Annotated in this window: 28 protein-coding genes; 14 read left to right on the forward strand and 14 right to left on the reverse strand. The window is 67.5% G+C overall.

Features of this window, described 5'->3' with window-relative positions:
• Positions 1-12: 12 nt before the first annotated feature.
• From denD to AC3FOF_RS21585, 7 genes are all read right to left on the reverse strand, one after another.
• Positions 13-1,002 carry a D-erythronate dehydrogenase gene (denD, locus tag AC3FOF_RS21555; RefSeq protein WP_488727727.1) on the reverse strand — a complete coding sequence of 330 codons (990 nt, stop codon included), beginning with the start codon at positions 1,000-1,002 and terminating at the stop codon, positions 13-15.
• 137 nt (positions 1,003-1,139) lie between these two features.
• On the reverse strand, positions 1,140-1,922 hold the full coding sequence (gene otnI / locus AC3FOF_RS21560) for a 2-oxo-tetronate isomerase (RefSeq protein ID WP_017227625.1): 783 nt from the start codon (positions 1,920-1,922) through the stop codon (positions 1,140-1,142).
• A 56-nt stretch (positions 1,923-1,978) separates the two neighbouring features.
• Positions 1,979-3,310 (reverse strand): MFS transporter, encoded by a 1,332-nt coding sequence (locus AC3FOF_RS21565; protein WP_017227626.1) that lies wholly within the window; start codon positions 3,308-3,310, stop codon positions 1,979-1,981.
• A gap of 130 nt (positions 3,311-3,440) precedes the next feature.
• The gene (otnC, locus tag AC3FOF_RS21570; RefSeq protein ID WP_276268341.1) at positions 3,441-4,079 is read right to left on the reverse strand and encodes a 3-oxo-tetronate 4-phosphate decarboxylase; all 639 of its coding nucleotides are present in this window, start codon (positions 4,077-4,079) and stop codon (positions 3,441-3,443) included.
• Entirely contained in the window at positions 4,076-5,380 is a 1,305-nt protein-coding gene (otnK, locus tag AC3FOF_RS21575) for a 3-oxo-tetronate kinase (RefSeq protein ID WP_488727728.1), read from the reverse strand. Before otnK ends, otnC begins: the two co-directional genes overlap by 4 nt.
• 10 nt (positions 5,381-5,390) lie before the next feature.
• The gene (ltnD, locus tag AC3FOF_RS21580; RefSeq protein WP_488727771.1) at positions 5,391-6,329 is read right to left on the reverse strand and encodes an L-threonate dehydrogenase; all 939 of its coding nucleotides are present in this window, start codon (positions 6,327-6,329) and stop codon (positions 5,391-5,393) included.
• A 24-nt stretch (positions 6,330-6,353) separates the two neighbouring features.
• The gene (locus AC3FOF_RS21585) at positions 6,354-7,106 is read right to left on the reverse strand and encodes a FadR/GntR family transcriptional regulator (protein WP_276264351.1); all 753 of its coding nucleotides are present in this window, start codon (positions 7,104-7,106) and stop codon (positions 6,354-6,356) included.
• 199 nt (positions 7,107-7,305) lie between these two features.
• Here AC3FOF_RS21585 and AC3FOF_RS21590 point away from each other — a divergent pair, with 199 nt between their 5' ends.
• Complete coding sequence (locus tag AC3FOF_RS21590) at positions 7,306-7,731, forward strand: GNAT family N-acetyltransferase (RefSeq protein WP_488727729.1); 426 nt, start codon at positions 7,306-7,308, stop codon at positions 7,729-7,731.
• A 26-nt stretch (positions 7,732-7,757) separates the two neighbouring features.
• On the opposite strand, the gene AC3FOF_RS21595 is transcribed toward AC3FOF_RS21590, so the two are convergent.
• Positions 7,758-9,071 (reverse strand): MFS transporter, encoded by a 1,314-nt coding sequence (locus AC3FOF_RS21595; RefSeq protein WP_488727730.1) that lies wholly within the window; start codon positions 9,069-9,071, stop codon positions 7,758-7,760.
• A gap of 119 nt (positions 9,072-9,190) precedes the next feature.
• Between AC3FOF_RS21595 and AC3FOF_RS21600 the strand changes: the two genes are divergently transcribed.
• Together AC3FOF_RS21600 and AC3FOF_RS21605 are read left to right on the forward strand one after the other, a co-directional pair.
• The gene (locus tag AC3FOF_RS21600; RefSeq protein WP_488727731.1) at positions 9,191-10,090 is read left to right on the forward strand and encodes a LysR substrate-binding domain-containing protein; all 900 of its coding nucleotides are present in this window, start codon (positions 9,191-9,193) and stop codon (positions 10,088-10,090) included.
• A 134-nt stretch (positions 10,091-10,224) separates the two neighbouring features.
• Positions 10,225-10,707 (forward strand): hypothetical protein, encoded by a 483-nt coding sequence (locus tag AC3FOF_RS21605; protein WP_276264348.1) that lies wholly within the window; start codon positions 10,225-10,227, stop codon positions 10,705-10,707.
• 68 nt (positions 10,708-10,775) lie between these two features.
• Here AC3FOF_RS21605 and AC3FOF_RS21610 read toward each other — a convergent pair whose 3' ends face one another.
• From AC3FOF_RS21610 to ygfZ, 3 genes are all read right to left on the reverse strand, one after another.
• A complete protein-coding gene (locus AC3FOF_RS21610; RefSeq protein WP_276264347.1) occupies positions 10,776-11,603 on the reverse strand; it encodes an NRDE family protein in 828 nt (275 codons plus the stop codon).
• An 84-nt stretch (positions 11,604-11,687) separates the two neighbouring features.
• Complete coding sequence (locus AC3FOF_RS21615; RefSeq protein ID WP_488727732.1) at positions 11,688-11,978, reverse strand: DUF4936 family protein; 291 nt, start codon at positions 11,976-11,978, stop codon at positions 11,688-11,690.
• A 43-nt stretch (positions 11,979-12,021) separates the two neighbouring features.
• Complete coding sequence (ygfZ, locus tag AC3FOF_RS21620) at positions 12,022-13,017, reverse strand: CAF17-like 4Fe-4S cluster assembly/insertion protein YgfZ (protein ID WP_276264346.1); 996 nt, start codon at positions 13,015-13,017, stop codon at positions 12,022-12,024.
• A gap of 331 nt (positions 13,018-13,348) precedes the next feature.
• Here ygfZ and mltG point away from each other — a divergent pair, with 331 nt between their 5' ends.
• The 7 genes from mltG to AC3FOF_RS21655 all read left to right on the forward strand — a co-directional run bounded on the left by mltG (position 13,349) and on the right by AC3FOF_RS21655 (position 18,827).
• Positions 13,349-14,344, forward strand: a complete 996-nt coding sequence (gene mltG, locus AC3FOF_RS21625) for an endolytic transglycosylase MltG (RefSeq protein ID WP_488727733.1) — start codon at positions 13,349-13,351, stop codon at positions 14,342-14,344.
• A gap of 7 nt (positions 14,345-14,351) precedes the next feature.
• Complete coding sequence (tmk, locus tag AC3FOF_RS21630) at positions 14,352-14,966, forward strand: dTMP kinase (protein ID WP_488727734.1); 615 nt, start codon at positions 14,352-14,354, stop codon at positions 14,964-14,966.
• Between the two features lie 117 nt (positions 14,967-15,083).
• Positions 15,084-16,091: a DNA polymerase III subunit delta' gene (locus AC3FOF_RS21635; RefSeq protein WP_488727735.1), complete on the forward strand. Its 1,008-nt coding sequence runs from the start codon at positions 15,084-15,086 to the stop codon at positions 16,089-16,091.
• An 89-nt stretch (positions 16,092-16,180) separates the two neighbouring features.
• Positions 16,181-16,627 (forward strand): PilZ domain-containing protein, encoded by a 447-nt coding sequence (locus AC3FOF_RS21640; RefSeq protein WP_276266586.1) that lies wholly within the window; start codon positions 16,181-16,183, stop codon positions 16,625-16,627.
• A 48-nt stretch (positions 16,628-16,675) separates the two neighbouring features.
• Positions 16,676-17,197 (forward strand): GNAT family N-acetyltransferase, encoded by a 522-nt coding sequence (locus AC3FOF_RS21645; RefSeq protein WP_488727736.1) that lies wholly within the window; start codon positions 16,676-16,678, stop codon positions 17,195-17,197.
• A 144-nt stretch (positions 17,198-17,341) separates the two neighbouring features.
• Entirely contained in the window at positions 17,342-18,136 is a 795-nt protein-coding gene (locus AC3FOF_RS21650) for a TatD family hydrolase (RefSeq protein WP_017230736.1), read from the forward strand.
• Positions 18,129-18,827: an ankyrin repeat domain-containing protein gene (locus tag AC3FOF_RS21655; protein WP_488727737.1), complete on the forward strand. Its 699-nt coding sequence runs from the start codon at positions 18,129-18,131 to the stop codon at positions 18,825-18,827. The genes AC3FOF_RS21650 and AC3FOF_RS21655 overlap by 8 nt, the downstream gene beginning before the upstream one ends.
• 68 nt (positions 18,828-18,895) lie before the next feature.
• On the opposite strand, the gene egtB is transcribed toward AC3FOF_RS21655, so the two are convergent.
• A complete protein-coding gene (gene egtB / locus AC3FOF_RS21660; protein WP_017230734.1) occupies positions 18,896-20,185 on the reverse strand; it encodes an ergothioneine biosynthesis protein EgtB in 1,290 nt (429 codons plus the stop codon).
• Positions 20,186-20,392: 207 nt separating this feature from the next.
• Positions 20,393-21,019: a TetR/AcrR family transcriptional regulator gene (locus tag AC3FOF_RS21665; RefSeq protein WP_017230733.1), complete on the reverse strand. Its 627-nt coding sequence runs from the start codon at positions 21,017-21,019 to the stop codon at positions 20,393-20,395.
• A gap of 220 nt (positions 21,020-21,239) precedes the next feature.
• On the opposite strand from AC3FOF_RS21665, the gene AC3FOF_RS21670 reads away from it, so the two are divergent.
• The 3 genes from AC3FOF_RS21670 (at position 21,240) to AC3FOF_RS21680 (ending at position 24,858) form a co-directional block, all read left to right on the forward strand.
• A complete protein-coding gene (locus tag AC3FOF_RS21670) occupies positions 21,240-22,040 on the forward strand; it encodes an SDR family NAD(P)-dependent oxidoreductase (protein ID WP_488727738.1) in 801 nt (266 codons plus the stop codon).
• Positions 22,041-22,121: 81 nt separating this feature from the next.
• A complete protein-coding gene (locus tag AC3FOF_RS21675) occupies positions 22,122-23,243 on the forward strand; it encodes a DUF5938 domain-containing protein (RefSeq protein WP_488727739.1) in 1,122 nt (373 codons plus the stop codon).
• A 76-nt stretch (positions 23,244-23,319) separates the two neighbouring features.
• Positions 23,320-24,858: an acyl-CoA synthetase gene (locus AC3FOF_RS21680; RefSeq protein WP_488727740.1), complete on the forward strand. Its 1,539-nt coding sequence runs from the start codon at positions 23,320-23,322 to the stop codon at positions 24,856-24,858.
• Positions 24,859-24,956: 98 nt separating this feature from the next.
• Here the strand turns inward: AC3FOF_RS21680 and AC3FOF_RS21685 are convergent, their stop codons facing one another.
• On the reverse strand, positions 24,957-25,577 hold the full coding sequence (locus AC3FOF_RS21685) for an FMN-dependent NADH-azoreductase (RefSeq protein ID WP_488727741.1): 621 nt from the start codon (positions 25,575-25,577) through the stop codon (positions 24,957-24,959).
• Positions 25,578-25,724: 147 nt separating this feature from the next.
• Between AC3FOF_RS21685 and AC3FOF_RS21690 the strand changes: the two genes are divergently transcribed.
• A complete protein-coding gene (locus AC3FOF_RS21690; protein ID WP_017230728.1) occupies positions 25,725-26,681 on the forward strand; it encodes a LysR family transcriptional regulator in 957 nt (318 codons plus the stop codon).
• The last annotated feature ends 98 nt before the right edge of the window (positions 26,682-26,779 follow it).

Consider the following 26,779-nt stretch of genomic DNA (forward strand, 5'->3'; position numbering starts at 1 on the left):
AAGCCATGCGGCTCAAGCCTTCCCGATCCCCGCGTCCTCCATATACGCGCGAATCACCGCGTCGAAACTCTCGTCCCCCTGAAATCCGAGCGCCAGCGCCCGCGCCGTATTCCAGGCGGCCGGCCAGGTCCCGACGATATTCTCGATGCGCGCCTCGCGCTGCCAGGTCACGCGATCCGCCACGGCATCGCCGGCAACCCGCCGCAGCGCCGCCACCATCTGCGCGGGCGTCACCGACAGGCCAGGCAGGTTGACCGTGCGCCGCTCGCCAAATGCTGCGCCATCGATCTCCATGCCACGCACCAGCGCCGCGATGGCCCCGCGCGGCGACAGCAGCCACAGCGGCGTATCCGGCGCAACCGGGCAATTGGCGGCCTCGCCGGCCAGCGGCTCGCGCAGGATGCCGCTGGCGAACGACGAGGCAGCGGCATTGGGCTTGCCCGGCCGCACGCTGATGGTGGGCAGCCGCAGCACGCGCCCATCGACGAAGCCGCGCCGGCTGTAGTCGGACAGCAGCAGCTCGCCGATCGCCTTCTGCGCGCCATAGGAAGATTGCGGATTGAGCGCGGTATCGTCCTGCACCACGGCGGGCAGGGCGCCGCCGTAGACCGCGACCGAACTGGTGAACACCACGCGCGGCCGCTGGCCATGCCGCTGATGCAGTGCGCGGCAGGTTTCCAGCAAGGCGCGGGCTGCGTCGAGATTGACCCGCATGCCCAGGTCGAAATCCGCCTCGGCCTGGCCGCTGACCACCGCGGCGAGGTGAAACACCGCGCCGGTGCGCGCATCGATCGCTTGCGCCAGCACGGCGGGGTCCGACAGGTCGCCGGTGATCACGCGTACGCGCGCGTCGTCCAGCGGGGGTGGCGCTATCACGTCCAGTAGCGTCAGGCCTGAGATGGCGGCCGGCTTGCCGTCGATTTCCAGGGTGCCGCGCTTGAGCAGCAGGCGGGCCAGTTGCAGGCCGAGAAAGCCGGCGCCGCCGGTGATCAGTACATGCATCTCTGTCTTCCAGTTGTGCCGCCGCGGGCGGCGGCATCGCTTGATGGATGCCGAAGGCGGGGCGTCCAGCCCAGCATTCAGCCCCTCATTCAGCCCTTCATTCAGCCCCTCATTCAGCCCTTCATTCAGCCCTTCATTCAGCCCTTCAGGTAAGGCCTGAGCCAGCCCAGCCCTGCCGTGGTACCGGCACGCGGACGGTACTCGCAGCCGATCCAGCCGTCGTAGCCGAGCGTATCGATCACGTCGAACAGGTAGGGATAGTTCAGTTCGCCAAGGTCCGGCTCGTGCCGTTCGGGCACGCCGGCAATCTGGATATGCCCGATGCCGGCAAAGTCGCGCTTGAGCTTGACGGCGAGGTCGCCTTCCACGATCTGGCAGTGGTAGCAGTCGAACTGCACCTTGAGGTTGGCCGCGCCGACCTCCTTGCAGATCGCCTGGCCGTCGTCCTGCCGGTTGAGGAAATAGCCCGGCATATCGCGCGTGTTGATCGGCTCGATCAGCACCGTCACGCCCTGCGCGGCGGCCGTGCGCGCGGCATAGGCCAGGTTCTCCAGGTAGCACGCGCGATGGCGCGCATCGTCGGCGCCGGCAGGCACCAGGCCGGCCATCACATGGATCTTGCGGTTGCCGATCGCGGCGGCGTATTCCAGCGCGCGGCCGAAGGCGTCGCGGAACGCTGCTTCGCGGCCGGGCAGGGCAGCCATGCCGCGCTCGCCAGCGCTCCAGTCGCCCGGCGGGGCGTTGAACAGCGCCTGGGTCAGGCCGTTGGCATCGAGGCGCGCGCGGATCTCGGCGGCGGGGTGTTCATAGGGAAAGAGGTACTCCACCGCCTTGAAGCCATCCGCCGCCGCAGCGGCGAAGCGGTCCAGGAAGGCGTGTTCGGTGTACATCATCGACAGGTTGGCGGCAAAGCGCGGCATGCGGTGCTCCAGGAGATTTCGGTTGTTCTTGCGTTGTTGCGTTCCTGCTGCCTGCATCAGCGGTTGACCAGTCTGGCCGGCGTCAGCCAGACCAGGCCCGCGCCGATCACCAGCATGGCCGACAGCACGTACATGCTGGACTGGGTGCTATGGGTGAGGTCGGTCAGGTAGCCCACCATGTAAGGTGCCACAAAGCCCGCCAGGTTGCCGACAGAGTTCACCACGGCGATACCGGAAGCCGCGGCGAGGCCGGACAGGAAGGCCGTGGGCAGCGACCAGAACAGCGGGGCACAGGTCAGCACGCCGGCGGCGGCCAGGGACAGCGCCGCGATGGCGACCACCGTATTGTGGGTAAACGAGGCGGCAATGGCAAAGCCCACCGCGCCCATCAGGGCCGGCACGATCAGGTGCCAGCGGCGCTCGCGGCGGGAATCGGCGCTGTGGCCCAGCAGGTTCATCACCACGATGGCGCAGATAAAGGGAATGGCGCTGAGCAGTCCGATATTGAGGTTGCCGCTCACGCCGCTGGTCTTGACCAGGGTGGGCATCCAGAAGGTCAGCGCGTATTGCCCGGTGACGAAGCAGAAGTAGATCAGGCACATCCACCATACGCGGCGGTCGGCGAACACGGCGGCGAGCGAGTGGCCGGTGCCAGCGGCATTGGCCTGGCGCGCGTCCTCCTCGATATTGCGCCTGAGCACGCGTTTTTCGTCGGCATCCAGCCAGGGCGCCTGGTCGATGCCGTTCTTGAGCACGAACACCGTGACGATGCCGATCAGGAACGCGGGCAACGCTTCGAGCAGGAACATCCATTGCCAGCCGCGCATGCCGCCGTAGTCATGGAAGGCATCCATGATCCAGCCCGACAGCGGGTTGCCGAACATGCCGGCCACAGGAATGCCCGACATGAACAGCGCGATCATCTTGGCGCGCCGGTTGGCCGGGTACCAGTAGGTCAGGTAGAGGATCACGCCGGGATAGAAACCCGCCTCGGCCAGGCCGAGCAGGAAGCGCATGACATAGAAGGTGGTGGGCGTCCTGACGAAGACGAACAGCGCCGAAATGATGCCCCAGGTGATCATGATCCGCGCGATCCAGATACGCGCGCCAAGCTTGTGCATCAGCAGGTTGCTGGGCACCTCGAACAGGAAGTAGCCGATAAAGAACAGGCCGGCGCCCAGGCCGAACACCGTTTCGGAAAAAGCCAGGTCCTGCGCCATCTGCAGCTTGGCAAAGCCGACGTTGACGCGATCCAGGTAGGCAATCACATAGCACAGCATCAGGAAGGGCATGATGCGCCAGAACACCTTGCTGTAGGCGCGTTTTTCTATGTCCTGATCCAGGCGGTGGCCGGCGCCGGTCAGCGCGGCAGGGGTGGATGGGTTCATTGTCGTCTCCTGTTTCCCGGCTCGCGCGGCGAGCCGGGGGCGAACGCTCCCCTTGCCGCGGCCCCGGCGTCAGCGGGGCGTGCGGTGGAGTGGTCCGGCCTTGTTTGTGATGCCGTGTGAGCCGGCGGGCTTACCAGCGCGCCTTGAAGGTGTCGCGCAGTTCGGCCAGGGCGTGTTCGTCGAGCGGGTCGGGCTTGTCCTTGAGCATCAGCCAGAGTCTGGCGGTTTCTTCCAGTTCCTCGAGCGCGAAGGCCGCGCGCGAGACGGTGGCTTCCCACACCACCGGACCAAGGCGCGCGAGCAGCACGCCGCGCACCTCGGCGGCAAGCTGGGCGACGCGCGCCGCCACCGCCGGGTCGCCCGGACGATGGTAGGGGATCAGTGGGATATGCCCCACCTTCATCACGTAGTAGGGCGTGATCGGCGGCAGCACATCGTCCGGTTGCCAGGCGCCCGCCAGGCTCAGCGCCACCAGGTGGGTGGAGTGCGTGTGCACCACGCCATGGGCCTGCGGGTTGTTGTCGTAGATGGCGCGGTGCAGGGTCAGCGTCTTGGACGGCTTGTCGCCGGCCACCCAGGCGCCGCCGGCATCCACCTTGGCGATGGCGGCCGGGTCCAGCATGCCCAGGCAGGCATCGGTGGGCGTGATCAGCCAGCCGTCATCCAGACGCGCGCTGATATTGCCGGCGCTGCCGACGGTGTAGCCGCGCTGGAAGAGACTGGCGCCGATGCGGCAGATCTCGTCGCGCAGGCTGGCTTCGGTGCTCATGCCTCACCTCCGAGTTGCCGCAATGCCTCGTCGAAGAAATCCACGCCGCCGAAGTTGCCGGACTTGAGCGCCAGCGCCAGCGGCTGCGCGTCCAGCGTGACGGTGGCGGGCACGCCCGGCGCGATCTGCGTGCCGATGCGCAGGGCCCGCACGCCCAGCGCCTGCACCACCGCGCCCGAGGTTTCTCCGCCGGCCACCACGAAGCGGCGCGTGCCGCGCGCTTTCAGGGCGGCGGCGATGGCGGCCAGGGCCTGCTCGACCAGATGGCCTGCGCGTTCCACGCCGAGCGCGGCCTGCGCCGCCTTGACTTCCTCGGGCGTGGTGGTGGCATAGACCAGCGCCGGTTCCGCGTGGGAGGCGATCAGGCCAAGCGCCTGATCCACCAGCGGCGCGCCCTCGGCCAGCGCGAGCGGGTCGATGCGCAGGGCCGGACGCTGCTGCGCCAGCCACCGCGCCACCTGGGCGTTGGTCGCCTTGGAAGCACTGCCGGCCAGCACCACGGCCGGGCCGGCGACCGGGGCCACGCTATCGGCATCCGCGCGCGCCGGCAGAAGGCCGGCGCGGCGGAAGTTGGCGGGCAGGCCAAGGGCCAGGCCCGAGCCGCCGGTGAGCAGCGGCAGTCCGGCGCAGGCCTCGCCCAATGCATGCAGGTCGGCATCGCTCACGGCATCGGCGATGGCCAGGCGCACGCCGTCGCTGCGCAGGGCCGCCATGGCTTGCTGCGCAGCGGCGCTGCCGCGCGCCACGCTGTCGTAGCGCACCAGGCCCACCTTGCCCTGGCTCTGGCACTGCAGCACGCGTACCAGGCTGGCGTCGCGCATCGGCGTGAGCGGGTGGCTCTCCATGCCCGACTCGTTGAGCAGCGCGTCGCCCACGAACAGGTGGCCGCGGAAGATGGTGCGGCCGTTCTCGGGGAAGGCCGGGCAGGCGATGGTGAAGTCGCTGCCCAGCGCCGCCAGCAGCGCCTCGGCCACCGGGCCGATATTGCCGGCGTCGGTGGAGTCGAAGGTGGAGCAATATTTGAAGAAGAACTGGCGGCAGCCCTGGGCCTGCAGCCAGCGCAGCGCAGCCAGCGACTGCGCGATGGCGTCGGCCGCCGGGATGGTGCGCGACTTCAGCGCGACCACCAGCGCATCGGCCTGCTCCACGCCGCGCAGCGCCTCGCCGCCGGCAGGCACGCCGATGGTCTGCACGGTGCGCATGCCGTTGCGCACCAGGGTATTGGCGAGATCCGTGGCGCCGGTGAAATCGTCGGCGATGCAGCCAAGCAGGGCGCGCGGGGAAGGGTTCGGTGCGGTCATGCTGGCTTCCTCAGTCGGCTTTCTTCGCCGGCAGTTCGATGCCGGGGAACACCTTGATCACGGCGGAATCGTCCTCGCCGCCGTGCCCCGCGCTGGACGCCATCATGAACATCTGGTGCGCCGCGGCCGACAGCGGCAGCGGGAATTTGCTGGCACGCGCGGTGTCGAGCACGAGGCCGAGGTCCTTGACGAAGATATCGACCGCCGACAGCGGCGTGTAATCGCCCGCCAGGATGTGCGGCACGCGGTTCTCGAACATCCAGGAGTTGCCCGCGCTGTTGGTGATGACCTCGTACAGGGCCTCGGCATCCACGCCTTCACGCAGGCCCAGCGCCATGGCTTCGGCCGCGGCGGCGATATGCACGCCGGCCAGCAGCTGGTTGATGATCTTCACCTTGGAGCCGGCGCCATGCGCGTCGCCCAGGCGGTAGACCTTGCCGGCCATCGCCGCCAGCACGTCCTCGGCCAGCACGTAGGCTTCGGATGGGCCAGAGGTCATCATGGTCATTTCGCCGCTGGCGGCACGGGCGGCGCCGCCGGAGACCGGCGCGTCGAGCAGCAGGATGCCGCGCTCGCCCAGCCGCCTTCCCAGCGCTTGGGCAAAGGCCGGGGGCACGGTGGCGCTGGCGATCACCAGCGTGCCGGGACGCAAGGTGCCCGCCGCGCCCTGTTCGCCGAACAGCACGGCATCGGTTTGCGCGGCATTGACCACCAGGATCACCACCACCTCGCATTGGCCGCCCAGCTCGGCCGGGCTGGCGCAGGGGATGCCGCCTGCATCGGTAAAGCGCTGCAGCACTTCGGGCCGCAGGTCGCAGGCGTGTACCTTGAAACCGGCGCGCAACAAGTTGTGTGCTACGCCGTTGCCCATGGCACCGAGCCCGATTACGCCAATGGATCTGCTCATATAGTCTCCTGCCGTGGCCCGTCGGGCCCGTTGTTCTTCGATTCTTCGATGCGTCGATGCTGCGGTTCAGTGGACCGGACCGCGCGCAGGCGCATCGGCAAGGCCGGGCGCCGGATCGGGCTGGCTGCCCTGCGACAGGCGCCGGGCCGCGTTGTACATATGGGTCTGGGCCGCGTTGCGCGCGGCCAGCGGATCGCCCGCGCGGATGGCCGCCACGATGGCCTGGTGTTCCTCGCGCACCTGGCGGGAGAAATCCGCGCGGCGGGCTTCGTTGGTCCGGGTCACGCGGGTGGCGGTTTCCAGGTACTGGCTCAGGAAGGCAAGCGTCTTGAGGAAATAGGGATTGCCGGTGGCCTGCGCGATGGCCCGGTGGAAGGCCACGTCGGCCGCCACGCCGTCGCCGCCGGCCGCCTCCTCGGCGTCGATGCGGGCCAGCGCGGCATCGATGGCCACCATGCTGGCGTCGCTGCGGCCGCGCGCCGCCTGCGCCGCCACCTCGGCCTCGATAGCGCGGCGCAATTCGACGATCTGCAGCACCGATTCGAGCGTGGCGGTATCCGTGTAGTCGATCCGCAGCGGCCGGATGCCGGCTTGCTCGGTGACGAACACGCCGCTGCCCTGGCGCGATTCGACCACGCCTTCGTGGCGCAGCCGGGCGATGGCTTCCCGGATCACGGTGCGGCTCACGCCGAATTCTTCGGACAGCACCGCTTCGGTGGGCAGCTTGTCGCCACGCGCCAAGGCGCCGCTATCGATCTTCTCCAGCAACTGTTCGGCAACGGTATCGGTCAGGGCTCGGGCAGGGACTTTCTGGAACACGGTGTGCTCTGGTGATTGGGTAATATGGTCATCATACAAATTTGAAGGCAGTGTTGCAGATCGGCAATTACCCTTAGAGCCGATCCGAGAAGCCTCGGCTATGCGATAGCGCCGGGCAACCGGCCTCGCACACGGGAGTATCATGACGCCCGCCCCCCGGGCTGTCCCTTTACCGCTTTCGCTTCTGTACCGACTCACCATGACGATCACCATCCGCCTTGCTCCCTGGTCCGAAGTGCGCGACACCGCACGCGCCATCCGCTACGCCGTCTTCGTCGAAGAACAGGGCGTGCCGGTCGAACTGGAATGGGACGAATGGGACGAGCCGAGCTGGCACGCGCTGGCGCTGGCCGGCGATGGCAGCGCGCTGGCCACGGGCCGGCTGCTGCCGGATGGCCATATCGGCCGCATGGCGGTGCTCAAGGCCGCGCGCGGCAGCGGCGTTGGTGCCATGGTGCTGGACGCGCTGATGGCCAAGGCCGAGGAACTGGGCTATCCCGAGCTGGTGCTCAATGCGCAAAGCTACGCGGCGCCGTTCTATGCGCGCGTGGGCTTCGAGCAAGTGGGAGAGGAATTCGAGGAGGCCGGCATCCCTCACGTGGAAATGCGGAAACGGCTGCGCTGAACCAGGCTGCCGCTACCGCATTGCGATCAACCGCCGGCCGTCCGCGGGAACAAGGGCCGGGCCATTAGCGCGCAACCGCTGGCGGCCAGCCAAACCGCCGGCCATCCATACCCGGCCACCAGCGCCGGAATCGCCAGCGGCACCAGGAAGAAACCGGCAAAGGCGAAGGTATTGCCCAGTCCGAGCGCGGTGCCGGCACGGCTCGCGCCGGCAATCGTGGCCAGTTCGGTAAAAGCGACGCCATGCCAGGCCGATGTGCAGATGCCGCCGAGCACCAGGCTGGCCACGAGTGCGGGCGTCAGCACGGCGTGCCAGCCCGGCGCGGCGGCGCAGAGCCACGTCAATCCGGCCACGATGGCAAAGACCAGCAGGGTCAGCAGGCTACAGGCCCGCATATAGCCGCGCCGGTTACCGCGGCGATCGGTCCAGCGTCCGCTCCATACGCGCATCACAGCGGCTCCGGCCTGGACCGCGGCCACGGTGAGGCCCGCGGCGGCGACGCCGATGCGGCTGAAGTCATGCAGGAAGACCGTGGCGAAAGTCAGCACCGCCACTTGCGGCGCGCACATCAGGCCCATGCCGCCCACCAGCCGCCAGACCAGCGCGCTGCCCAGCGGCCCCCGCTCCGCCTGCGCAGCCTGGCCCTGGCCGCTCGCAGCCAGGGCCGCCGCGGGTTCGCGGGAGGCCGGCGGCTCATGCATCCAGTGCCAGGCAAAGGCCACGGTAATGCCGCAGAACGCGGCGAGCATGCCGTAGACCGCCACAAAACCGAATGACTGTGCCAGCAAAGGCAAGGTCAGCGCCCCAATGCCGCCGCCGGCCGGCACGGCGGTCTGGCGGATGCTCATGGCCAGGCCCCGTTCGCCCTCGCGGAACCACGCCATCACGGCGCGGCCACTGGAGCCGTTGACGCTGCCGCCAAGCAGGCCGAGCACCAGCAAGCCCAGTGCCAGCGGGACATTGCCCGGAATATGGCCAGGCAGCGGCGCCATGAAGACCGCCATCAGCACCAGCCACAGCGCCGTGGCCAGCAGTCCGGTCAACAACACCCGGCGATCGCCCCAGCGGTCGGTCAGCAGGCCCCAGGGCACTTCGCTCAAGGCAATGCCCAGCCCCATCAGGCCAAGGCAGAAGCCCAGCTCGCCATTGCCGAGCCGGTAGCCGGCGCGCATCAGCACCGCCGTGGTGGGAATGCCGGAGAACGCCGCCGCGAAGCTGGCATTGGCCGCGACCCCGATGGCCAGCACTTTCCATCGGTGGCTCGGGCCATGGCGTGGGGTAGAAGCGTTGCCGGCATGTCCGGCGGCGGCGAACGGAAGCGGGGAAGGAGTGCGGGACACGGGATCATCCTTGAAGGGGCGGCACAGGCGGCCTTGACGGAACGATTCTGTCACCCGAGAATGATCCTGAATATCAGATTATTTTTTAACAAACATCCCAAATAACAGGACGATTGGCCATGGCTTCGGTGAACTTCGACCTGGATGTGCTGCGCAGCTTCGTGGTGGGCATGGACCTCGGCAGCTACGCCCGGGCAGCCGACCGGCTTGGCCGGTCCACCTCGGCGGTCAGCGCGCAGCTGAAAAAGCTGGAAGAGCAGGCCGGCACGGCCATCTTCCGCAAGGCGGGACGCGGCCTGGCCCTGACCGAAGCCGGCGAGACCATGTTGGCCTACGCCCGACGGCTGCTGGATCTCAATGACGAGGCCGCGTCCGCGGTGCATGGCGTGGCGCTGGAGGGCTGGGTGCGCTTCGGCCTGCAGCAGGATTTCGGCGAGGCGCTGCTGCCCGAGGTGCTGGGCCGGTTCGCGCGCGCTCATCCCAAAGTGAAGATCGAGGCGCGCGTGGCCCGCAACACGGAGCTGCTCGACAGCGTGGCAGCGGGCCGCCTGGACCTGGCCCTGGCCTGGGACGACGGCGTGGGGATGCCATACGTGGAGCGGGTGGCGGAATTGCCGATGCGCTGGATCGGGCCTGCCACCGCGCGCGCGCCCTGGCAGGGCGAGGGCCCGCTGCCGCTGGTTGCCTTCGAGGCGCCGTGCCGCTTCCGCTCGGCCGGCACGGCGGCGCTGGACCGTGCCGGCATTGCCTGGCGGGTGGCCTTCAGCAGTGCAAGCCTTGGCGGCTTGTGGGCTGGCGCAGCGGCCGGCCTGGGCCTGACCGTCCGCACGGCCATGGGCTTGCCGCCTTCGGTCAGGGCCTGGGAGGAGGGGGAGGCCGGACTGCCCGAACTGCCCTCGCTGGCGCTGGCCCTGTACCGCAAGGATGCCGAGCTGGAAGCGCCCGCCGCGCGGCTGGCAGGCATCATCGGCGAAGCCGTTCGCGCCGCGCTGCCAGTCAGGCTGGCAGCGGCCGCCTGAGGTTCAGGCCTGTTGCCGGCACGCAGGCATACAGGAGGGGCTGCAAGTGGCCAATAAACTCGCGTGGCATTTGCAGCCTGCCGCGCGCGCGGTACCATCGCGGTCTTTGTTTTTGCCCGCGCTGTTATCGCTTTATGTCAGAACTCCGTTCCCGCCTGCTCCAGGCCCTGGCCGACGCCACGCCTCCACTCGATCCGGCCTCGGCGCCGCCCCAAGATCCGCCTGCCGGCGAAGATCTGCTGTCCGCATGGCTCCATCCCTGGCTGGGGGCGCACTGCCTGGTACGCGTGGACTGGAAGGATTTCAGCACGCTGGGCGTGCAGGCCGTCACCGGGCTTGCCGCGCTGCGCGCGGCCGGTGTAACGGCCATCGACGTCGACGATCTCTATGACGAGGACGGGATTCCCCTGGGCGGCGACGACAACGATTTCGATATGGAGCCCGCCGCCCTGTACCTCGCGCATGTCAACCGGGAACTGGCGCCACACGGCATGCAGTTGCTGGAGATCGGGCATTTCGAGGATGCGTGGCTGCTGGCCGTGCGCAACGACCCTGGCGCCATCCGGGCGCTGAACGCCGCGCTGCGCCCGATGGGACTGGCCGCCCAGCAGTACTGAGCGCAAGCAAGGAGACGATCGGAATCGTGAGGGTCGGGAAGGGCTGGCAGGGCACCGCCGCGCCCCCTTCAGCGCGGCGCAGGTACCTGACCCGCGTCGCGGGCCACCCGCAGATGGCCGCGGTATGACACCTCGCCGGTGCGGCCGTTGGCGTCGAAGCTGCGCTCGCTCAGTTCGAAGCGGCCGTCGTGGCGCACGCGCAGCACCGTGCTGGCGCGGGTGCCATAGCTCGGCGAGCGGATAAAGGCGGAGGACAGCAGCCTTTCCCACTCCGGCGTCACGCCGGTGCGCGGCAGCTCGAAATCCAGGGCTTGCCGGTCGTCGGCCAGCAGGTCGAAGTAGGGCTCGGCGCTGGCGCCAGGCTGTCCGGTATCGGCGGCCAGCGTCTCGGCAAGTGCGCCGACGCGGCTGAGCACCTTGGGCCATGGCGTATCCAGCAAGGCATTGGACAAGCCATAGAGCCCCGCTTTCAGGCGTTGCGGATGAGGCGCCGCGCCGCGGTTGCTATACCACCAGAGCTGCTGCAGGTCGCTGGCGAGCAGGTTGAAACCGTTGTAGGCGCCGGCGCGCGGCATCAGCCCGGCGAGGTAGGCTTCGGGATCGCTCTCGCCGCGCAGGAAACCCGCCACCAGTTCGCCGCGGGAGCGGGCATCGGTGCGTTTCTCGGAAGGGGCGCGGTAATTGGTCAGGGCGGCAAAGCGGCCGTCGCCGGCCAGGCCCATCCACGTGCCCGGCTCGCCGATCACTTCCGCCAGGTCGCGTCCGGCCAGCACATCGGGGGCATCTTCCCACCAGTGCACGGCCGCCGCCGGGCGGGCGTAGAACTCGTCGCGGTTGCCGGCTACCACCAGGGCATAGTCCGGGTGCGATTGCCAGGCCACCAGAATCAGGCACATAGAGCTTCCTTTGCTACTTTCACTGCGGTCACTGCATCGACTGCGTTCGCTGCGATTTCATCCGCCGGCGGCATCAGAGCCGGATCAGAGCTGGTCGAGATCGACAAAGCGCTCGACCTGCCGTTCGCCGCTGATGAATTCCTGCAATCCGCTTTGCCGCCACAGGCCATCGAGCAACAGGTCGAAGGCCGGCGGCACATCGGCATAGGCTTCCATCCAGGTCTGCATGCCATCGCGCGTTTCGGGCCTGCGTAAGAGCGTACCACCAATTCCGCCGGCTTCGGCAACGGTCTCCATCCAGCGATGCCAGTGCGGCAGCGCCGCATCGGCCAGGGCATCCGGCACCCGGAAATAGACGTAAAGGTGATCGCTCATGACAGTCTCCCGCGCGCCGGGCGAGCCCAAGCGCTGCTTGCGTTCAGGCCGCGTCGCCGAAGGGTACCGCGTAGGGCAGTTCGCCCACGCGCACCGGGCTGCCGCTGGCGCTGCCCAGGTGCAGGGCGCCACCGGCGGCATCGATCTTGAGCTCGGCCAGGCCGTCCCAGCCACCTTGCGGCGCGGCGGCGGCGTTGACCACCATGCCGCACGGCTGCTCGGGATCCTCCGGACGGAAGATCTCGGTGGCCGCGGCCGGCACGTCGCCTTCGCCGTGGACCAGCCACATGCGGCGCTTGAGCGTGCCGCGGTACTGGCTGCGGGCGACGATTTCCTGGCCCGGATAGCAGCCCTTGCGAAAGCTCACGCCGCCGACCAGTTCCAGGTTGATCATCTGCGGCACGAACTGCTCCTGCGTGGCTGCGGCGATGCGCGGCACGCCAGCCTGCACTTCCAGCCAGTCCCACACGGCGGCATCCGCCGGCAGCAGTTGCACGGATAACGCAACCTGCGCCTGTGCCGCTTGCCCGGCCGGCAGCACCACTTGCCAGCGCGGCTGGCCGGCGCCGTCCGGCAGCCGGATCACGGTGGCGGCGCCAGCGGCGGCAGTCGACCAGGGCTGCGCCGGGGCGGGCAGGCCGGCCGCCTCCAGGGCCGCCGCGGCACCGGCGCCGGCCACGCCCAGCACGGCGCGCTCGGGGGTCAGGTCGGACAAGCGGGCCTTGGCGCGCAGCACGAACATCGACAGGCGCTTCTGGATGGCGGGCTGCAGGTCCGCCGACAGCTGCAGCACGATGCCTTCCTCGTCGCGCCAGGCCAGGAAGCTGGCCAGCAGCCGGCCCTTGGGCGAACAGTAGCCGGCCAGGCGGGCGGTACCGGTGGCGAGATCGTCGATGGCGTTGGTGAGCTGGGTGTGCAGGAAACTGCCGGCATCGTCGCCGGCAACCCGGATCAGGCCCAGTTGCGCGGGCCGGCAGACGACTCCGCCGTGGCGCACGGCTTCGAACTGGGTGGCAAGGTCTGGGGTAGGGGCATTCATGGCAGGTATCGCAGGCAAGGGGCGCGGGTAGCGCCGGATGAAAGGTGCAAACGGCTACAAAGGTCTAAAAAGGCCGGCAAAGACCGGCGGATTTCAGCGAATGGCAGCGAAAGGCGCGGTAACCGGCGCGGCAAATGGCGCAAAATCGGACCCCGCCGGACCGGCGCGCCGGTATCCGGCAGGCATTCGGGATATGGGGCGCGCTCGTGGCGGTGCAAGGCTCCCGGTATTATATGAGGCTGTCGCCATTTCAGCCGGCGGCCTGCGTGAATGACGCAGTGCGCGGCCGGCTTTGCCGCGGTGCAGAATGCGCCGCTACTCTCTGCCCTACATGAAACGTCTTTTCCTGCGACTGATGCTGGTCGCCGTGGTTTTCGCGATTGCCGCCGCCGGTGCCTTTGCCTGGTGGGCCAACCGTCCGCTCCAGCTTTCGGCCTCGCCGATCGAGGTGGTGATCAAGCCCAACTCGAGCGTGATGAGCGTCGGCCGCCAGATCCAGCGCGGCGGCGTGCGGATGGATCCGCGCCTGTTCGCCTTGCTGGTGCGGCTCACCGGCCACGGGACCGACCTGAAGGCCGGCGGCTACGAGTTCGACAGCACCGCCACGCCGCTGTCCGTGGTCGGCAAGATTGCCCGCGGCGAGGTCAACCACTACGTGCTGACCGTGATCGAAGGCTGGGAATTCCGCAAGATGCGCGCCACCGTGGACGCGCACCCGGCGCTCAAGCATGACACCCGCGGCCTGTCCGACGCGGCGCTGATGAAGGCGATCGGCGCGCCCGAGACGGCTGCGGAAGGCATGTTCTTTCCCGACACCTACCTGTTCGCGCGCGACAGCAGCGATCTCGAACTATACCGCCACGCCTACCGGGCCATGCAGCGCCGCCTGACGGACGCCTGGAATGCCCGGGCGCCCGGCCTGCCGTACAAGACACCGTACGAGGCCCTGGTCATGGCATCGATCGTGGAGAAGGAAACCGGCCAGCCAGCCGAGCGCCCGCTGATCGCCGCCGTGTTCGTCAATCGCCTCAGGAAGGGCATGATGCTGCAGACCGATCCCACCGTGATCTACGGCATGGGCGAGTCGTTCGACGGCAATATCCGCAAACGCGACCTGCAGACCGACACCCCTTACAATACCTACATTCGTAATGGCCTGCCGCCCACCCCGATCGCCTTGCCCGGACTGGCCTCGCTCGCCGCGGCCACCGCGCCGGCGTCGTCCGATGCGCTTTACTTCGTGGCGCGCGGCGACGGCAGCAGCCACTTCTCCAACTCGCTTCCCGAACACAACCGCGCGGTCGACAAGTACCAGCGCGGCAAATAAGTCTCCCATGCGCGGCAAATTCATTACATTCGAAGGCATCGACGGTGCCGGCAAGAGCACCCACGTGGAATGGGTGGCAGAGCGCCTGCGCGCGCGCCTGGCCGGCAGCGCCGCCGTGGTCACCACCCGCGAACCCGGCGGTACGCCGCTGGGCGAGGATCTCCGGCAGTTGCTGTTGCACCGCAAGATGCATCTTGAAACCGAGGCCTTGCTGATGTTCGCCTCGCGCCGCGAGCATATTGCCGAAGTCATCGAGCCCGCCCTCGCACGGGGCGACTGGGTCGTCTCCGACCGCTTTACCGACGCCACCTTCGCCTACCAGGGCGGCGGTCGCGGCCTGTCGCGCGCCCGGCTCGAAGTGCTGGAAGGGTGGGTGCAGGAAGGCCTGCAACCCGACCTCACATTGCTGTTCGACGTACCGCTGGAGACTGCCAGCGCACGTCTGGCCGGCGCCCGCGAGCCAGACAAGTTCGAGGCCGAGTCGCGCGCCTTCTTCGACCGCACCCGTCAGGAATACCTGCGCCGCGCGGCGGAATCCCCGCAGCGCTTCCGGGTGATCGACGCAACCCGGACCATTGCCGAAATTCAGGCGGAACTTGAAAAAATCCTGGCAACGCTTTGAATCCGCATCACTATTTACGGATGGTGAGCATGGCCGGGCCGGCAGGATCCGGCCCGTCGACTTGCCCGCCCGACTTACGCTGTCACGCGAAGTTCAAACCTTAACTCATTGATTCACATGCTTTATCCCTGGCAGACAGAAGACTGGCAACGGCTGAACGCGCTGCGCGAGCGGCTTCCGCACGCCTTGCTGGTGCACGGCCAGCAAGGCATTGGCAAACGCGACCTGGCGCTGCATTTCGCCCAGGGGCTGCTGTGCGACACGCCACGGCCCGACGGCCAGCCCTGCGGCGCGTGCTCCGCCTGCCATTGGTTCAGCCAGGGCAACCATCCGGATTTCAGCGTGGTGCGTCCCGAGGCCATGGAGGCCGCGGGAGAGGCCGAGACCGATGAAAGCGGTAAGAAAAAAGCACCGAGCAAGGTCATCCGCATGGAGCAGGTGCGGAACCTGATCGAAACGGTCGGCATCGGCACCCATCGCGCCGGCCTGCGCCTGGTGGTGGTCTATCCGCTGGACGCCTTGCAGCATGAGGGCGCCAACGCCTTGCTCAAGACCCTGGAGGAGCCGCCGCCGTCCACCGTGTTCCTGCTGGTGACCGATCGGCTGGACCGCGTCCTGCCCACCATCCTGTCGCGCTGCCGCCAGTTTTCCGCGCAGCGGCCCACGCCCGCCGATGCACTGGCCTGGCTGCGCAGCCAGGGCGTTGCCGACGCCGAGGCGCAGCTGGCGCTGGCCGGCGGATCGCCGCTGACGGCGCTGCATGCCGCCGAGGCGGAAGAACAACCCATGCAGCGCTGGCTGGTGAGCCAGCTCGGCGCCGGCGCCGGCTTCGATGCGCTCGCCGCCGCCGAGCAGGTCCAGAAGCTGCCGGTGCCGTCGGTGCTTGGCATCCTGCAGCGCTGGACGTACGATCTGCTGTCGGCCCAGTTGGCGGCAGCCCCGGCGCCGCGCTATTTCCCGCGGGAGCAGGCGGTCCTGGCGCGCTGCGCGCAGGCTTCCGACGCGCACCGGCTGCAGGCGTTCCTGGCGCGGCTGGTGACCTACCGCCGCAGCGAGAATCACCCGCTGGCGGCGCGGCTGGTGATGGAAGCGGTGTTTCTCGAGTACCGGCAGTTGTTCCAGTAAGTCCAGGTCTTCAGATAAGTCAGATAAGTCAGATAAGTCGAATAAGCAAAATAAGGCCTCAAGGCCATCTCTGTAACAAGGGGTCAGTCATGAACACAGCAGTGACAGGGGCACGGGGCGCCAGCGTTCCCGGCGCCGCAGGCGTGGGCGCGGCGGGTGCGGGCGCCGGGATCGGAGCCCCGACAGTGCCGGGCGCGCCGTCGCGGCCGAACGTGCTTTCGCTCTCGATCAAGGACCAGGCGGGGCTCTACGGCGCCTATATGCCATTCCTGCAGCGCGGCGGCATCTTTGTGCCGAGCAACCGGCCTTTCCGCCTGGGCGAACAGGTGTTCCTCGTGCTTTCCCTGCTCGACCGCCCGCAGAAATACCAGGTCGCGGGCCAGGTGGCCTGGATTACCCCGGTGGGCACGCCGAACAAGACGCCCGGTATCGGGATTCACCTGCCGGACGACGAGAATGGCCGCAACCTGCGCCGTGCCGTGGAGGAAATCCTGGGCAAGACCATCGAGTCCGGGCGGCCCACCCAGACTTTGTAGCTGACTTTAACTTTATTGCCTAAACGGTTGTTTCAGAAGAATTCCAAAATGAGTGATTCCGGTTTCTCCCTCAGAATCGCGCAGCAGGACGACCTGCCCGCCATCGTTGCCATCTACAACAGCACCGTTGCGTCGCGCATGGTTACGGCCGACACCGAGCCGGTTTCGGTGTCCTCGCGCCAGGCCTGGTTCGATGCCCACCAGCCGGAGCGCCGGCCGCTGTGGGTGGCGGAGGACCGGGACGGAAACATGGCCGGATGGCTCAGCTTTTCCGACTTCTACGGACGCCCGGCCTACGGCGCCACCGCCGAAGTCTCGATCTACCTCGACGCCGGCCGCCGCGGGCAAGGCCTTGGGCGCTACCTGTTGAAGCAGGCGATCGCCCATGCGCCGCAGATCGGGGTGAATACCCTGCTGGGCTTTATCTTCGGCCATAACGCACCGAGCCTCGGCCTGTTCGCCGCGCTCGGTTTCGAGCGCTGGGGCAACCTGCCGCGCGTGGCCGTGCTCGATGGCGTGGAGCGCGACCTGGTCATCCTCGGGCGGCATTTGACTAAGCCGGCGGAGTAAGACCGCCCCGGGCACGCCGGGAGGCCCATCGGGCGGTTCGGCACGCCCGATGGTCCGCCATGCGGCTGGCATGCCGGTGCGACCGGATACAATGGCAGGCGGCGCCGCCCCGGGCGGCGCCTCTATCCGGAAAAAGCCACTCCCATGTTTGTCGATTCACACTGCCACCTCGATTTCCCCGACCTGGCCGCGCGCCTGCCCGAATTGCTGGAGAACATGCGTGCCAACCAGGTCTCGCATGCGCTGTGCATCTCGGTCACGCTGGAAGATTTCCCGCGCGTGCTGGCGCTTGCCGAGCAGTATCCGCACCTTTACGCCACCGTCGGGGTGCACCCCGACTACGAGGAAGGCGAGGAGCCTACGCTGGAGCGCCTGCTGACGCTCTCGCAGCATCCGCGCGTGGTCGGCATTGGCGAGACCGGGCTTGACTATTACCGCCTGAACGGCCGCAGCGTGGCGGACATGGAGTGGCAGCGAGAGCGTTTCCGCACCCATATCCGTGCGGCGCGGCAGACCGGCAAGCCCCTGATCATCCATACCCGCTCGTCCGCCGACGACACCTTGCGCCTGATGCGCGAGGAGGACGCGCGCGCCGCGGGTGGCGTCATGCACTGCTTCACCGAGAGCTGGGAGATCGCCAGGCAGTCGCTGGACGAGGGCTTCCATATCTCTTTTTCGGGCATCGTCACCTTCAAGAACGCGGTGGAGTTGCAGGAGACCGCGCGCAGGGTGCCGCTGGACCGCATGCTGATCGAGACCGATTCACCTTACCTGGCGCCCGTGCCCTACCGCGGCAAGACCAACCAGCCAGCCTGGGTGCGTCATGTGGGCGAGTTCATCGCCGATCTGCGCGGCATTCCGGTCGCGCAGCTGGCGGAACAGACATCCGATAATTTCTTCAGGCTTTTCAAGCATATAAACAGGGAATCTCATGTTTGACATGAAATCGTTCCGAAGCCTTGCCGCCGCTGCGGCGCTGCTGGCCAGCACCCTCGCATGGGCGACGCCGGCCGACGATATGCGCAAGGCGGTGGAGTTCGACGACGCCAATACCGCGCAGAAACTGCTGGCGCGCGGAGTCGATCCCAACCTGGTCGACGCCAAGGGCAACCCCATGCTGATAGTGGCGCTGCGGGAGAAATCGCTGAAGGTGGCAAACGCGCTGATCCGCGCCAAGAACATCGATTTCGACAAGACCAACGCCGCCGGCGAGACGCCGCTGATGATGGCCAGCCTGCAGAACGAGATCGACATGGTCAAGCTGATGGTCGACCAGATGGAGGTCGAGATCAACAAGACCGGCTGGACGCCGCTGCATTACGCCGCCACCAACGGCAACAACGAGATCGTCAAGTTCCTGGTCGACCACGCCGCCTATATCGACGCGGAGAGCCCCAACGGCACCACGCCGCTGATGATGGCGGCGCGCGGTGGGCATATCGAGACGGTCAAGCTGCTGCTGGACGAGGGCGCCGACATGCGGCTGAAGAACCAGCAGGGCATGACGGTGATCGATTTTGCCGAGCGCTACCATCAGGCGGAAATCGCCGACGGGCTGAAATCGCGCTGGCAGAAGCTGTATCCGCAGGCGCCGCAAGGCTCGCAAGCCCCGCGCAAGGGCTGGAACTGACCTGAAGGCGGGAAGACGGGCGGGCGCCTGTCCACGTTCGCCCGTTTCCGCGCCATCTCCCGCCCCGGCTAGGCGTCGTCGGCAAGGCGCACGCCGGTAAATTGCCAGCGCTGGTGCGGGTAGAAGAAGTTGCGGTAGCTTGCCCGGATATGCGATTCCGGCGTCACGCAGGAACCGCCGCGCAGCACCATCTGGCTGCACATGAACTTGCCGTTGTATTCCCCCACCGCACCGGCGCCAGGCCGGAAGCCCGGATAGGGCTGGAAGCCGCTGGCGGTCCACTCCCACACGTCGCCAAACATCTGGCGCAACGCGCCGGCGGTATTCTGGCGGTCGGGCAGCGGCCGCAATACGCGTCCCTCGACAAAATTCCCCGTGGCTGGCAGGTTGCGCGCCGCGTGCTCCCATTCCGCCTCGGTGGGCAGGCGCCGCTCGGCCCAGCGGGCGAAGGCGTCGGCCTCATAGAAGCTGATATGCGTGACCGGACTGTCGGGATCCACCGGCTGCATGCCGCGCAAGCTCATCTGCCACCAGGTGCCGTCGCGTTCCTCCCAGTACAGCGGTGCCTCGATGCCCTGCTCGCACACCCAGCGCCAGCCGTCCGAGAGCCACAGCCCGGCGGCACGGTAGGCGCCATCCTCGATAAATTCAAACCATTGCCGGTTGCTGACCGGATGCGAGCATAGCTGGTACGGCTGCAGCAGCACGTTGTGGCGAGGGCCTTCGCAATCGAAGGCGAAACCGTCGCCGTCATGGCCGATGGCGACAATGCCGCCGGCCAGGCTGATCCATTCCGCCGCGGGGCGCGGATCGGCGATCACCGGTGCCAGCAGCTCGGGCGCGAAGGCTGGCTTCAGCGGGTTTTGCGCAAACAGGTGAAGGATGTCGGTCAGCAGCAGCTCCTGGTGCTGCTGCTCGTGATTCAGTCCGAGTTCGATCAGCGCCGCCTCGGCATCGGTCTGGGCGCTGATGAGCAGGCTGAGCATGGTCTCGTCGACTGCCTCGCGGTAAGCCAGGACCTCGTCCAGCGAGGGCCGCGTCAGCAGCCCGCGGCGCGGGCGCGGGTGACGCGCGCCGACCGACTCGTAATAGGAATTGAACAGGTAACGGTACTGCGGATCGACCGGTTCATAGTCCGGAATGCGGGCCGTCAGCACGAATTCCTCGAAAAACCACGTGGTATGCGCGAGGTGCCATTTGGCGGGACTGGCGTCATCCATGGACTGCACCGTGGCATCGGCGTCGGTGAGATCGGCCACCATGGCCTCGCTGGCCGCGCGCACGTGGCGGTAGTGGGCAAGCAATGCGGGCTCGTGCGGAGGGTGCACGGCGCTGGCAGGCAGCAGGGCAGAGGACATGCGGGCTCCCGGATCGGACTTTGCATCTGCCGCGGATGCCGCTGCGAGGGCGGCCGGCCGTGGCGTGTGGATTGCGGACAGGTTCCGATCCAGGCTCGCGCAGCAAGGCCGGGCGGGCTTCCCCCTGGATGGACGTGCACCGAAACCGCTCAGGCGTTCGAAACCATCATAGACCCGATTCGGGCGGCGGGCATAGCAGGCATACGCCTACAGAGCCGGCGGCTGCGCGCTGGCGGGCTGGCCAAACAGATAAGAGAGCGCCTGTCCCACCTCGGCCCGCAGCGTGGCGACGGCATTGGGATCGCCGGACAGGTGGCTCAGCAGGCAGCGCTGGAACAAGCCGTCGAGCACGGCATAGGCTGCGGCCGGGGACATGCAGGCCGGGGTGCCGCGCAGTTCCGCAAACCGGCCGACGATGCGCCAGGTCATGTCCTCGAGGCTCTGGTCTATCTCCACGACATCCGCCCGGAACGCCGCTTCGAACAGGGATTGCGCGCGCAGGTCGTACCACAGCCGGTGCATATGCGCCTCATCGCGCAGCGTGTCGCCAAGGATGGTCAGGAAGCCCTCCGTCAGCGCGTCATAGCTGGTGGCTTGCGCCAGCACCTTGTCATAGCGGGTAACGCAGCGGGCCTTGTACTGGCGCACGCTGCAGACGATCAGGTCGGTCTTGTCGTTGAAGTAGTAGTGGAGCACGCCATGCGAGAACTCGGAGTTCTGCGCGATCTCGCGCAGGCTGGTCCGTGCATAGCCCAAAGCCGCCAGCGTAGCCAGCGCGGCTTCGCCGAGCTCGGCGCGGCGTTCGGCGAACTTGTCCACGCGTTTGCGCGGCACTCTTTGCGGGTGCCTTTCCTGCTGTTCTGCCATGTCTACGCTTGCCGGCACGGGGCGCCGTCGGTTGCTCCAGTGTCTGGCAAGCATAGCATGCCCGCTGCGGCCGTTGCGCAGTGCAAACCCAATATTTTGGACAGTTGCCCAATAAAATCTTGACAGGTGTCAAGTCGATTTCTAGGCTGAGTACTCCATCCGCATAACAAACCTACAGGAGACAGCGATGGCACGATTCGACCTGACAGGGCGCAAGGCCCTGGTGACCGGTGGCGCCCGCGGTATTGGCGCGGGTATTGCCGAGGCGCTGGCCAGCGCCGGCGCCTCGGTCATGATTGGGGACGTTCTGGCCGAGCCTGGCCGTGAGACCGCGGCCAGGATTGCCGTCACGGGCGCGCAGGCGGGCTTTGTCCCACTGGACGTGACCCGAGACGAAAGCTGGGCCGAAGCGGTTGCCGCCACCGGCAGCGTCCTCGGCGGCTTCGACATCCTGGTCAACAACGCGGGCATTGAAATCACCTCGCTGCTGGCCGATATCGATGCCGCCGACCTGCGGCGCATGTTCGACGTCAACGTCATCGGCACGGCGCTTGGCATGAAGCATGCGTTCCGCGCCATGCGCCCCGCGGCCAATGGCAAGGGGGGCGCCATCGTCAATATCTCCTCGGTTGCGGCCACCATCGCATTTCCCGCCATCGCCGGCTACTCGGCCACCAAGTCCGCAGTCGACCGCCTGACGCGCGTCGGTGCGCTGGAGTCGGGCAAGCTCGGCTACGGGGTCCGGGTCAACTGCCTCTATCCCGGGCTGGTGCCGACCCAGATGGGCATGCAGCTTGCCGACGACCTCGTGGCCGCCGGGCTTTGGCCCACCACGGAAGCGGCGGTGACCGACGTGATCGGGCAGACCCCGCTGGGCCGCCTGGGCGACGTGACCGACATGGCGGACGCCGTGCTCTTCCTGTGCTCCGACGCTGCCCGCTTCATCACCGGCGCCGGCCTGCCCGTCGACGGCGGCATGGGCATGTGAGGCGGCACGCGCGTTCTCCGGCAAGAGAAACAATGGGAACAACTGGAATAGTTGGAATAGTTGGAACAAGAGGAGACATCCATGAGCAAGAAAAAACCCGTCGTGGTCTACGGCGCCTCAGGCTATACCGGGCGGCTGGTATGCGAATACCTGCGCGAGTTCAACGTGCCCTTTATTGCCGCCGGTCGCGATGCAGCCCGGGTACAGGCCGTGATGGACAGGATTCCGGGCATCGAGACGGCCGACTATGAGGTGGTCGGCGTGGAGCACACCACCGAGGCCCTGACCGAACTGTTCCGCGGCGCCAGGGTGGTCAGCAATATGGTGGGCCCATTCATCAAACTGGGCGGGGAGGTGGCCGAGGCTTGCCTGGCGGCCGGCTGCCACTACGCCGATACCACCGGCGAGCAGGACTGGCTGCTCGAAGCCCAGTCGCGCTGGGGGACCAGGTTCCAGGAAAAAGGCCTGCTGCTGTCGCCCGGCCTGGCGCAGATGTACACCACCGGCGAGATTGCCGCCAATATCTGCCTGGAAACGCCGGGGCTGGATACGCTCGACATCCTGGTGCTGTGGAAAGGCTTCCCGACCTACGCCTCCACCCAGACCATCTTCACCATCCTGAAAGCCAAATGGTATTACCTGGCCAATAATCAGTATGCCGAATGGGCGCCGGGCACCAGTTTCGAGGTGAATGTGCCCGGCCAGCACGAGAGCGCGCTGGCCCTGCCCTGGGGCGGCACCTGCCACCCGGTCTGGTTCAAGGACGACCCGCGCGTGGCCAATTGCAGGGTGGCCGGCGGCGTATTCTCCCGCGAGGTGATGAAGGGTGTGATCGCCACCGCGCAGATGGTCGAGGAGAAGATCAAGGTCTTGCCCATCGACCAGCAGGAAGCGGCACTGGCCGAGATCGCGGCTTCGGTGCAGGCGGGCATGCCGCCGCGCGAGAATCCGCGCCTCAACAGTTCGCTGGATTCCGTCTATGCCTCGGGGCCGCTGGGGCGGGCCCATTGCGTGATCCACGGCAACTGCAACTACAAGCAGACCGGCCTGTTGCAGGCTTATGCGGCGTACTCACTGCTCCAGCAGGCTCCCCGGCGAGCCGGGCTGGCATCGGGCTGCCAGGCTTTCGGTCACCGGGAACTGCTGGGGGTGCTCAAGAGCTTCGGGCTGGTGATGGACCCCGTGCTGACCGTGCACCGTTGAGCAGCCCGCCGCCAGGCTCTGATGCTCCCGGGCCTGCACGCGGCAGGCCCGGGCACCTGTGTTTTCGGAGAACCGCATGCGTTTGATCGATTATCTGGACAAAGGCGCCGCCAGGGACCCGGCGGCGCCGTGCCTGACCATGGGCGACGCGACCCTGTCCTATGCCGAAGTCCAGCAACTGAGCTGCCGGGTAGCCCGCGCGCTGTGGCGCGACGGTATCCTGCCGGGCGAGAAGGTGGCGGTGCTTTCGTCGAACGACGCTACGGCGTTTGCCTGCGTTTTCGGGCTATCGCGCGCGGCGGCGGTATGGTGCCCGATCAACCCGCGCAACGAAGCGGCTGAAAACCGCTATGTGCTCGATGCCTTCGATTGCACCTGCCTGATCTTTCATAGCGCCTACGCGCCGCTGGTGGCGCAGCTGCGCGCCCAGCTTCCCAGGCTGAAGGTGCTGGTGTGCCTGGACCAGCCGCAGGCTTTCGCCCCCGCGCTGGCAGCATGGCTGGAGAGCATACCCGGCGATCCGCTGGAACAGGCCGTTGCCGACGACCTGGTCATGATCGCCGGCACCGGCGGGACGACCGGCAAGCCAAAGGGCGTAATGCTCTCGGGCCGCAACCTGGAAGCCATGTCGGCACTGACCCTGATGGGCTACCCGTTCAAAGGGCGGCCCGTGTACCTGGCGCTGGCGCCCCTGACCCATGCGGCGGGCGTGTTATGCCTGCCGATGATGGCCCTGGGTGGCGAGATCGTGATCATGCCCCGGCCCGACCTGGGTGAATTCCTGCGGCTGGTGGAACGCCATCGCGTGACGCATACCTTCCTGCCACCCACCCTGATCTATATGTTGCTGCAGCATCCGGCACTGGCGGGCGCCCGGCTCGATTCGCTCCAATGCTTCTGGTACGGCGCCGCGCCCATGTCGGCGGCCCGGCTGGAAGAGGCCCTGCAGCGGATCGGCCCGGTCATGGCCCAGCTATTCGGGCAGACCGAAGCACCGATGATGGTTTCGATGATGCCGCCGGGCGATCATTTCAACCCGGACGGATCGGTGGCGCGCGAGCGGCTGGCATCGGCCGGGCGCCCGGGGCCGCTGGTGCAGGTGGCCATCATGGATCCCGACGGGCGCCTGCTGCCCAATGGCGAGAGCGGCGAAATCGTGGTGCGCGGCTCGCTGGTCATGATGGGCTACTACAAGGATCCCGCCGCCACGCGGGAGGCTTCGCGCCATGGCTGGCACCATACCGGCGACATTGGCTACCTGGACGCCGATGGTTTCCTCTACATCGTCGATCGTGCCAAGGACATGATTATTTCGGGCGGATTCAACGTTTACTCCACTGAGGTGGAGCAGGCGCTGATGCAGCACCCGGATATACAGGACAGCGCGGTGGTCGGCCTGCCCGACGAGAAATGGGGCGAGCGGGTGGTCGCCGTGCTGCAGCTTCATCCCGGGCGGGCGGTCGATGTCGAGGAGGTCAAGGCCTTTGCCAAAGCGCGCATCGGCAGCGTGAAGGCCCCGAAGCAAGTCGAGGTCTGGCCGGACCTGCCCCGCTCCAAAGTGGGCAAGGTGCTGAAGAGGGACGTGCGGGCCACGCTGCTGGCTCGCTTGCCGTAACCCCGGGCGTGCCGTTCCGGATGGCAATGCTCCCGCCGGCATGGCTGCGGGCGGGAGCGGGTCTTGCTGCGCGGCGGCGTGCTGCCGCCGGGCCGGGATCAGGCGGCCAGGGCGGCGCCGTCGTTCAGGGCTGCCACATCGGTGCGGGCCGCAGCCAGGCTGGCTTCACGGGCTTCGGGGCCGAACGCCAGGCCGTGCGCGCGCACATAGGTGATATCGGTGATGCCGAGGAAGCGGAACACCACGTCGACGGTCTGCTCATGCAGGTCCAGCGCACTGGCGTCCTGGCGCACGCCGCCGCGCGACGACACCACGATCACGCGCTTGCCACCGGCCAGGCCCACCGGACCGGACTCGGTGTACTTGAAAGTACGGCCGGCCTGGGCGATGCGGTCGATCCACGATTTGAGCTGGCTGGGAATGCTGAAGTTGTATTGCGGCACGCCCACGACCAGCACGTCGGCTTCCAGGAATTCCTTGAGGAAGGTTTCGGTGCGTTGCAGTTCGCTTTCCTGCACGGCGTTGAGGCCGTCCTTCGGACCGCCCAGCACGGGCAGCAGGTGACCGGACAGGTGAGCCGGGGTGTCCTGGTCCAGGTCGCGCACGGTCAGGCTGGCTTCGGGGTGCCTGGCGCGCAGGTCGGCCACGACCTTGGCGGTCAGGCTGCGGGAAGCGGAATGGCCGCCAAGTACGCTCGAGTCGATTTGCAGGATCTTCATGTTCATCTCCACAGGGGTTCGGGTTGATGAAGCAAAAGATAGCGGTCCGCCATTGATGCCGGTAGTGGGGCAAAATAGAACTTATTGTTCCAAGTGCAGAACGCCGGCCTGAATGATCCTGGCGCGCCCACCCCACAAGGAAGTCCGATGCAAGACCTGAACGATCTCTCTCTGTTTGCCCAGGTGGTCCAGCACGGCAGTTTCTCTGCCGCCAGCCGCGCCAGCGGCGTGCCCAAATCCCGGCTGAGCCGGCGCATTGCGCAGCTGGAACGCGATCTCGGCGTGCAATTGCTGCGCCGGACCACCCGGCAGGTGCGGGTGACGCCGATTGGCGAGGCTTACTACGAACGCTGCCGCGCCATGCTGGCCGAAGCGGACGCCGCGCGCGAAGTGATCGAGCAGGCGCGCGACCAGCCGGGCGGCACCTTGCGCGTGAGTTGCCCCGTGGCCATCGCACAGAGCCTGCTGGCGCCCGCCATCGGGCGTTTCATGCAGGCCAATCCCGGGGTGCGCATCGAGGTGGAGGCCACCAACCGCCGCGTCGACGTCATCGCCGAAGGCTTCGACCTGGCGCTGCGGGTGCGCGAGGTCATGGACGATTCCTCGCTGGTGGTCCGCACCTACGGCGAAAGCCCGCTGATGCTGGTGGCCAGCCCGGCGCTGCTGGACAGCATCGGCCGTCCGCGCACGCCCGAGGCCCTGGACGGCATGCCCGGCGTCAACCAGAAGCCGCACGATGGCAAGCACGCGTGGACCCTGACCTGCAATACCGGCCAGTCGATCCACGTGGCCTACGATCCCCGCCTCATTACCGATGAGTTCGCCCTGCTGCGCGAGGCGGCGATCGCGGGCGTGGGCGTGGCGATGCTGCCGCGCATGTTCTGCCGCGACGCCATCGAAAGCGGGGAACTGGAGGTGCTGCTGCCGCAATGGATCATGCCGGTGGGCACGCTGCACGCGGTATTCCCATCCCGCAAGGGCATGCCGCCCGCGCTGCGGCGCTTCCTGGATTTTCTGGCCGATATCCTGCCCGAGACAGCCTGCAAGGCGGGCATGCAGCCCCCGCGCCAGCCCGGCATGCACCGCCCGATCAGCCAGATCTGAACAGGTTCGGCCGGACCCGCAAGCGCGCGCCGGCGCAACTTGCGGCTTTACCTTCATGGTTGGGCGCACTAAGGTACAGGTGCGAACCACGCGTGGAG

Source organism: Cupriavidus sp. 96C5-1 (assembly GCF_057798855.1).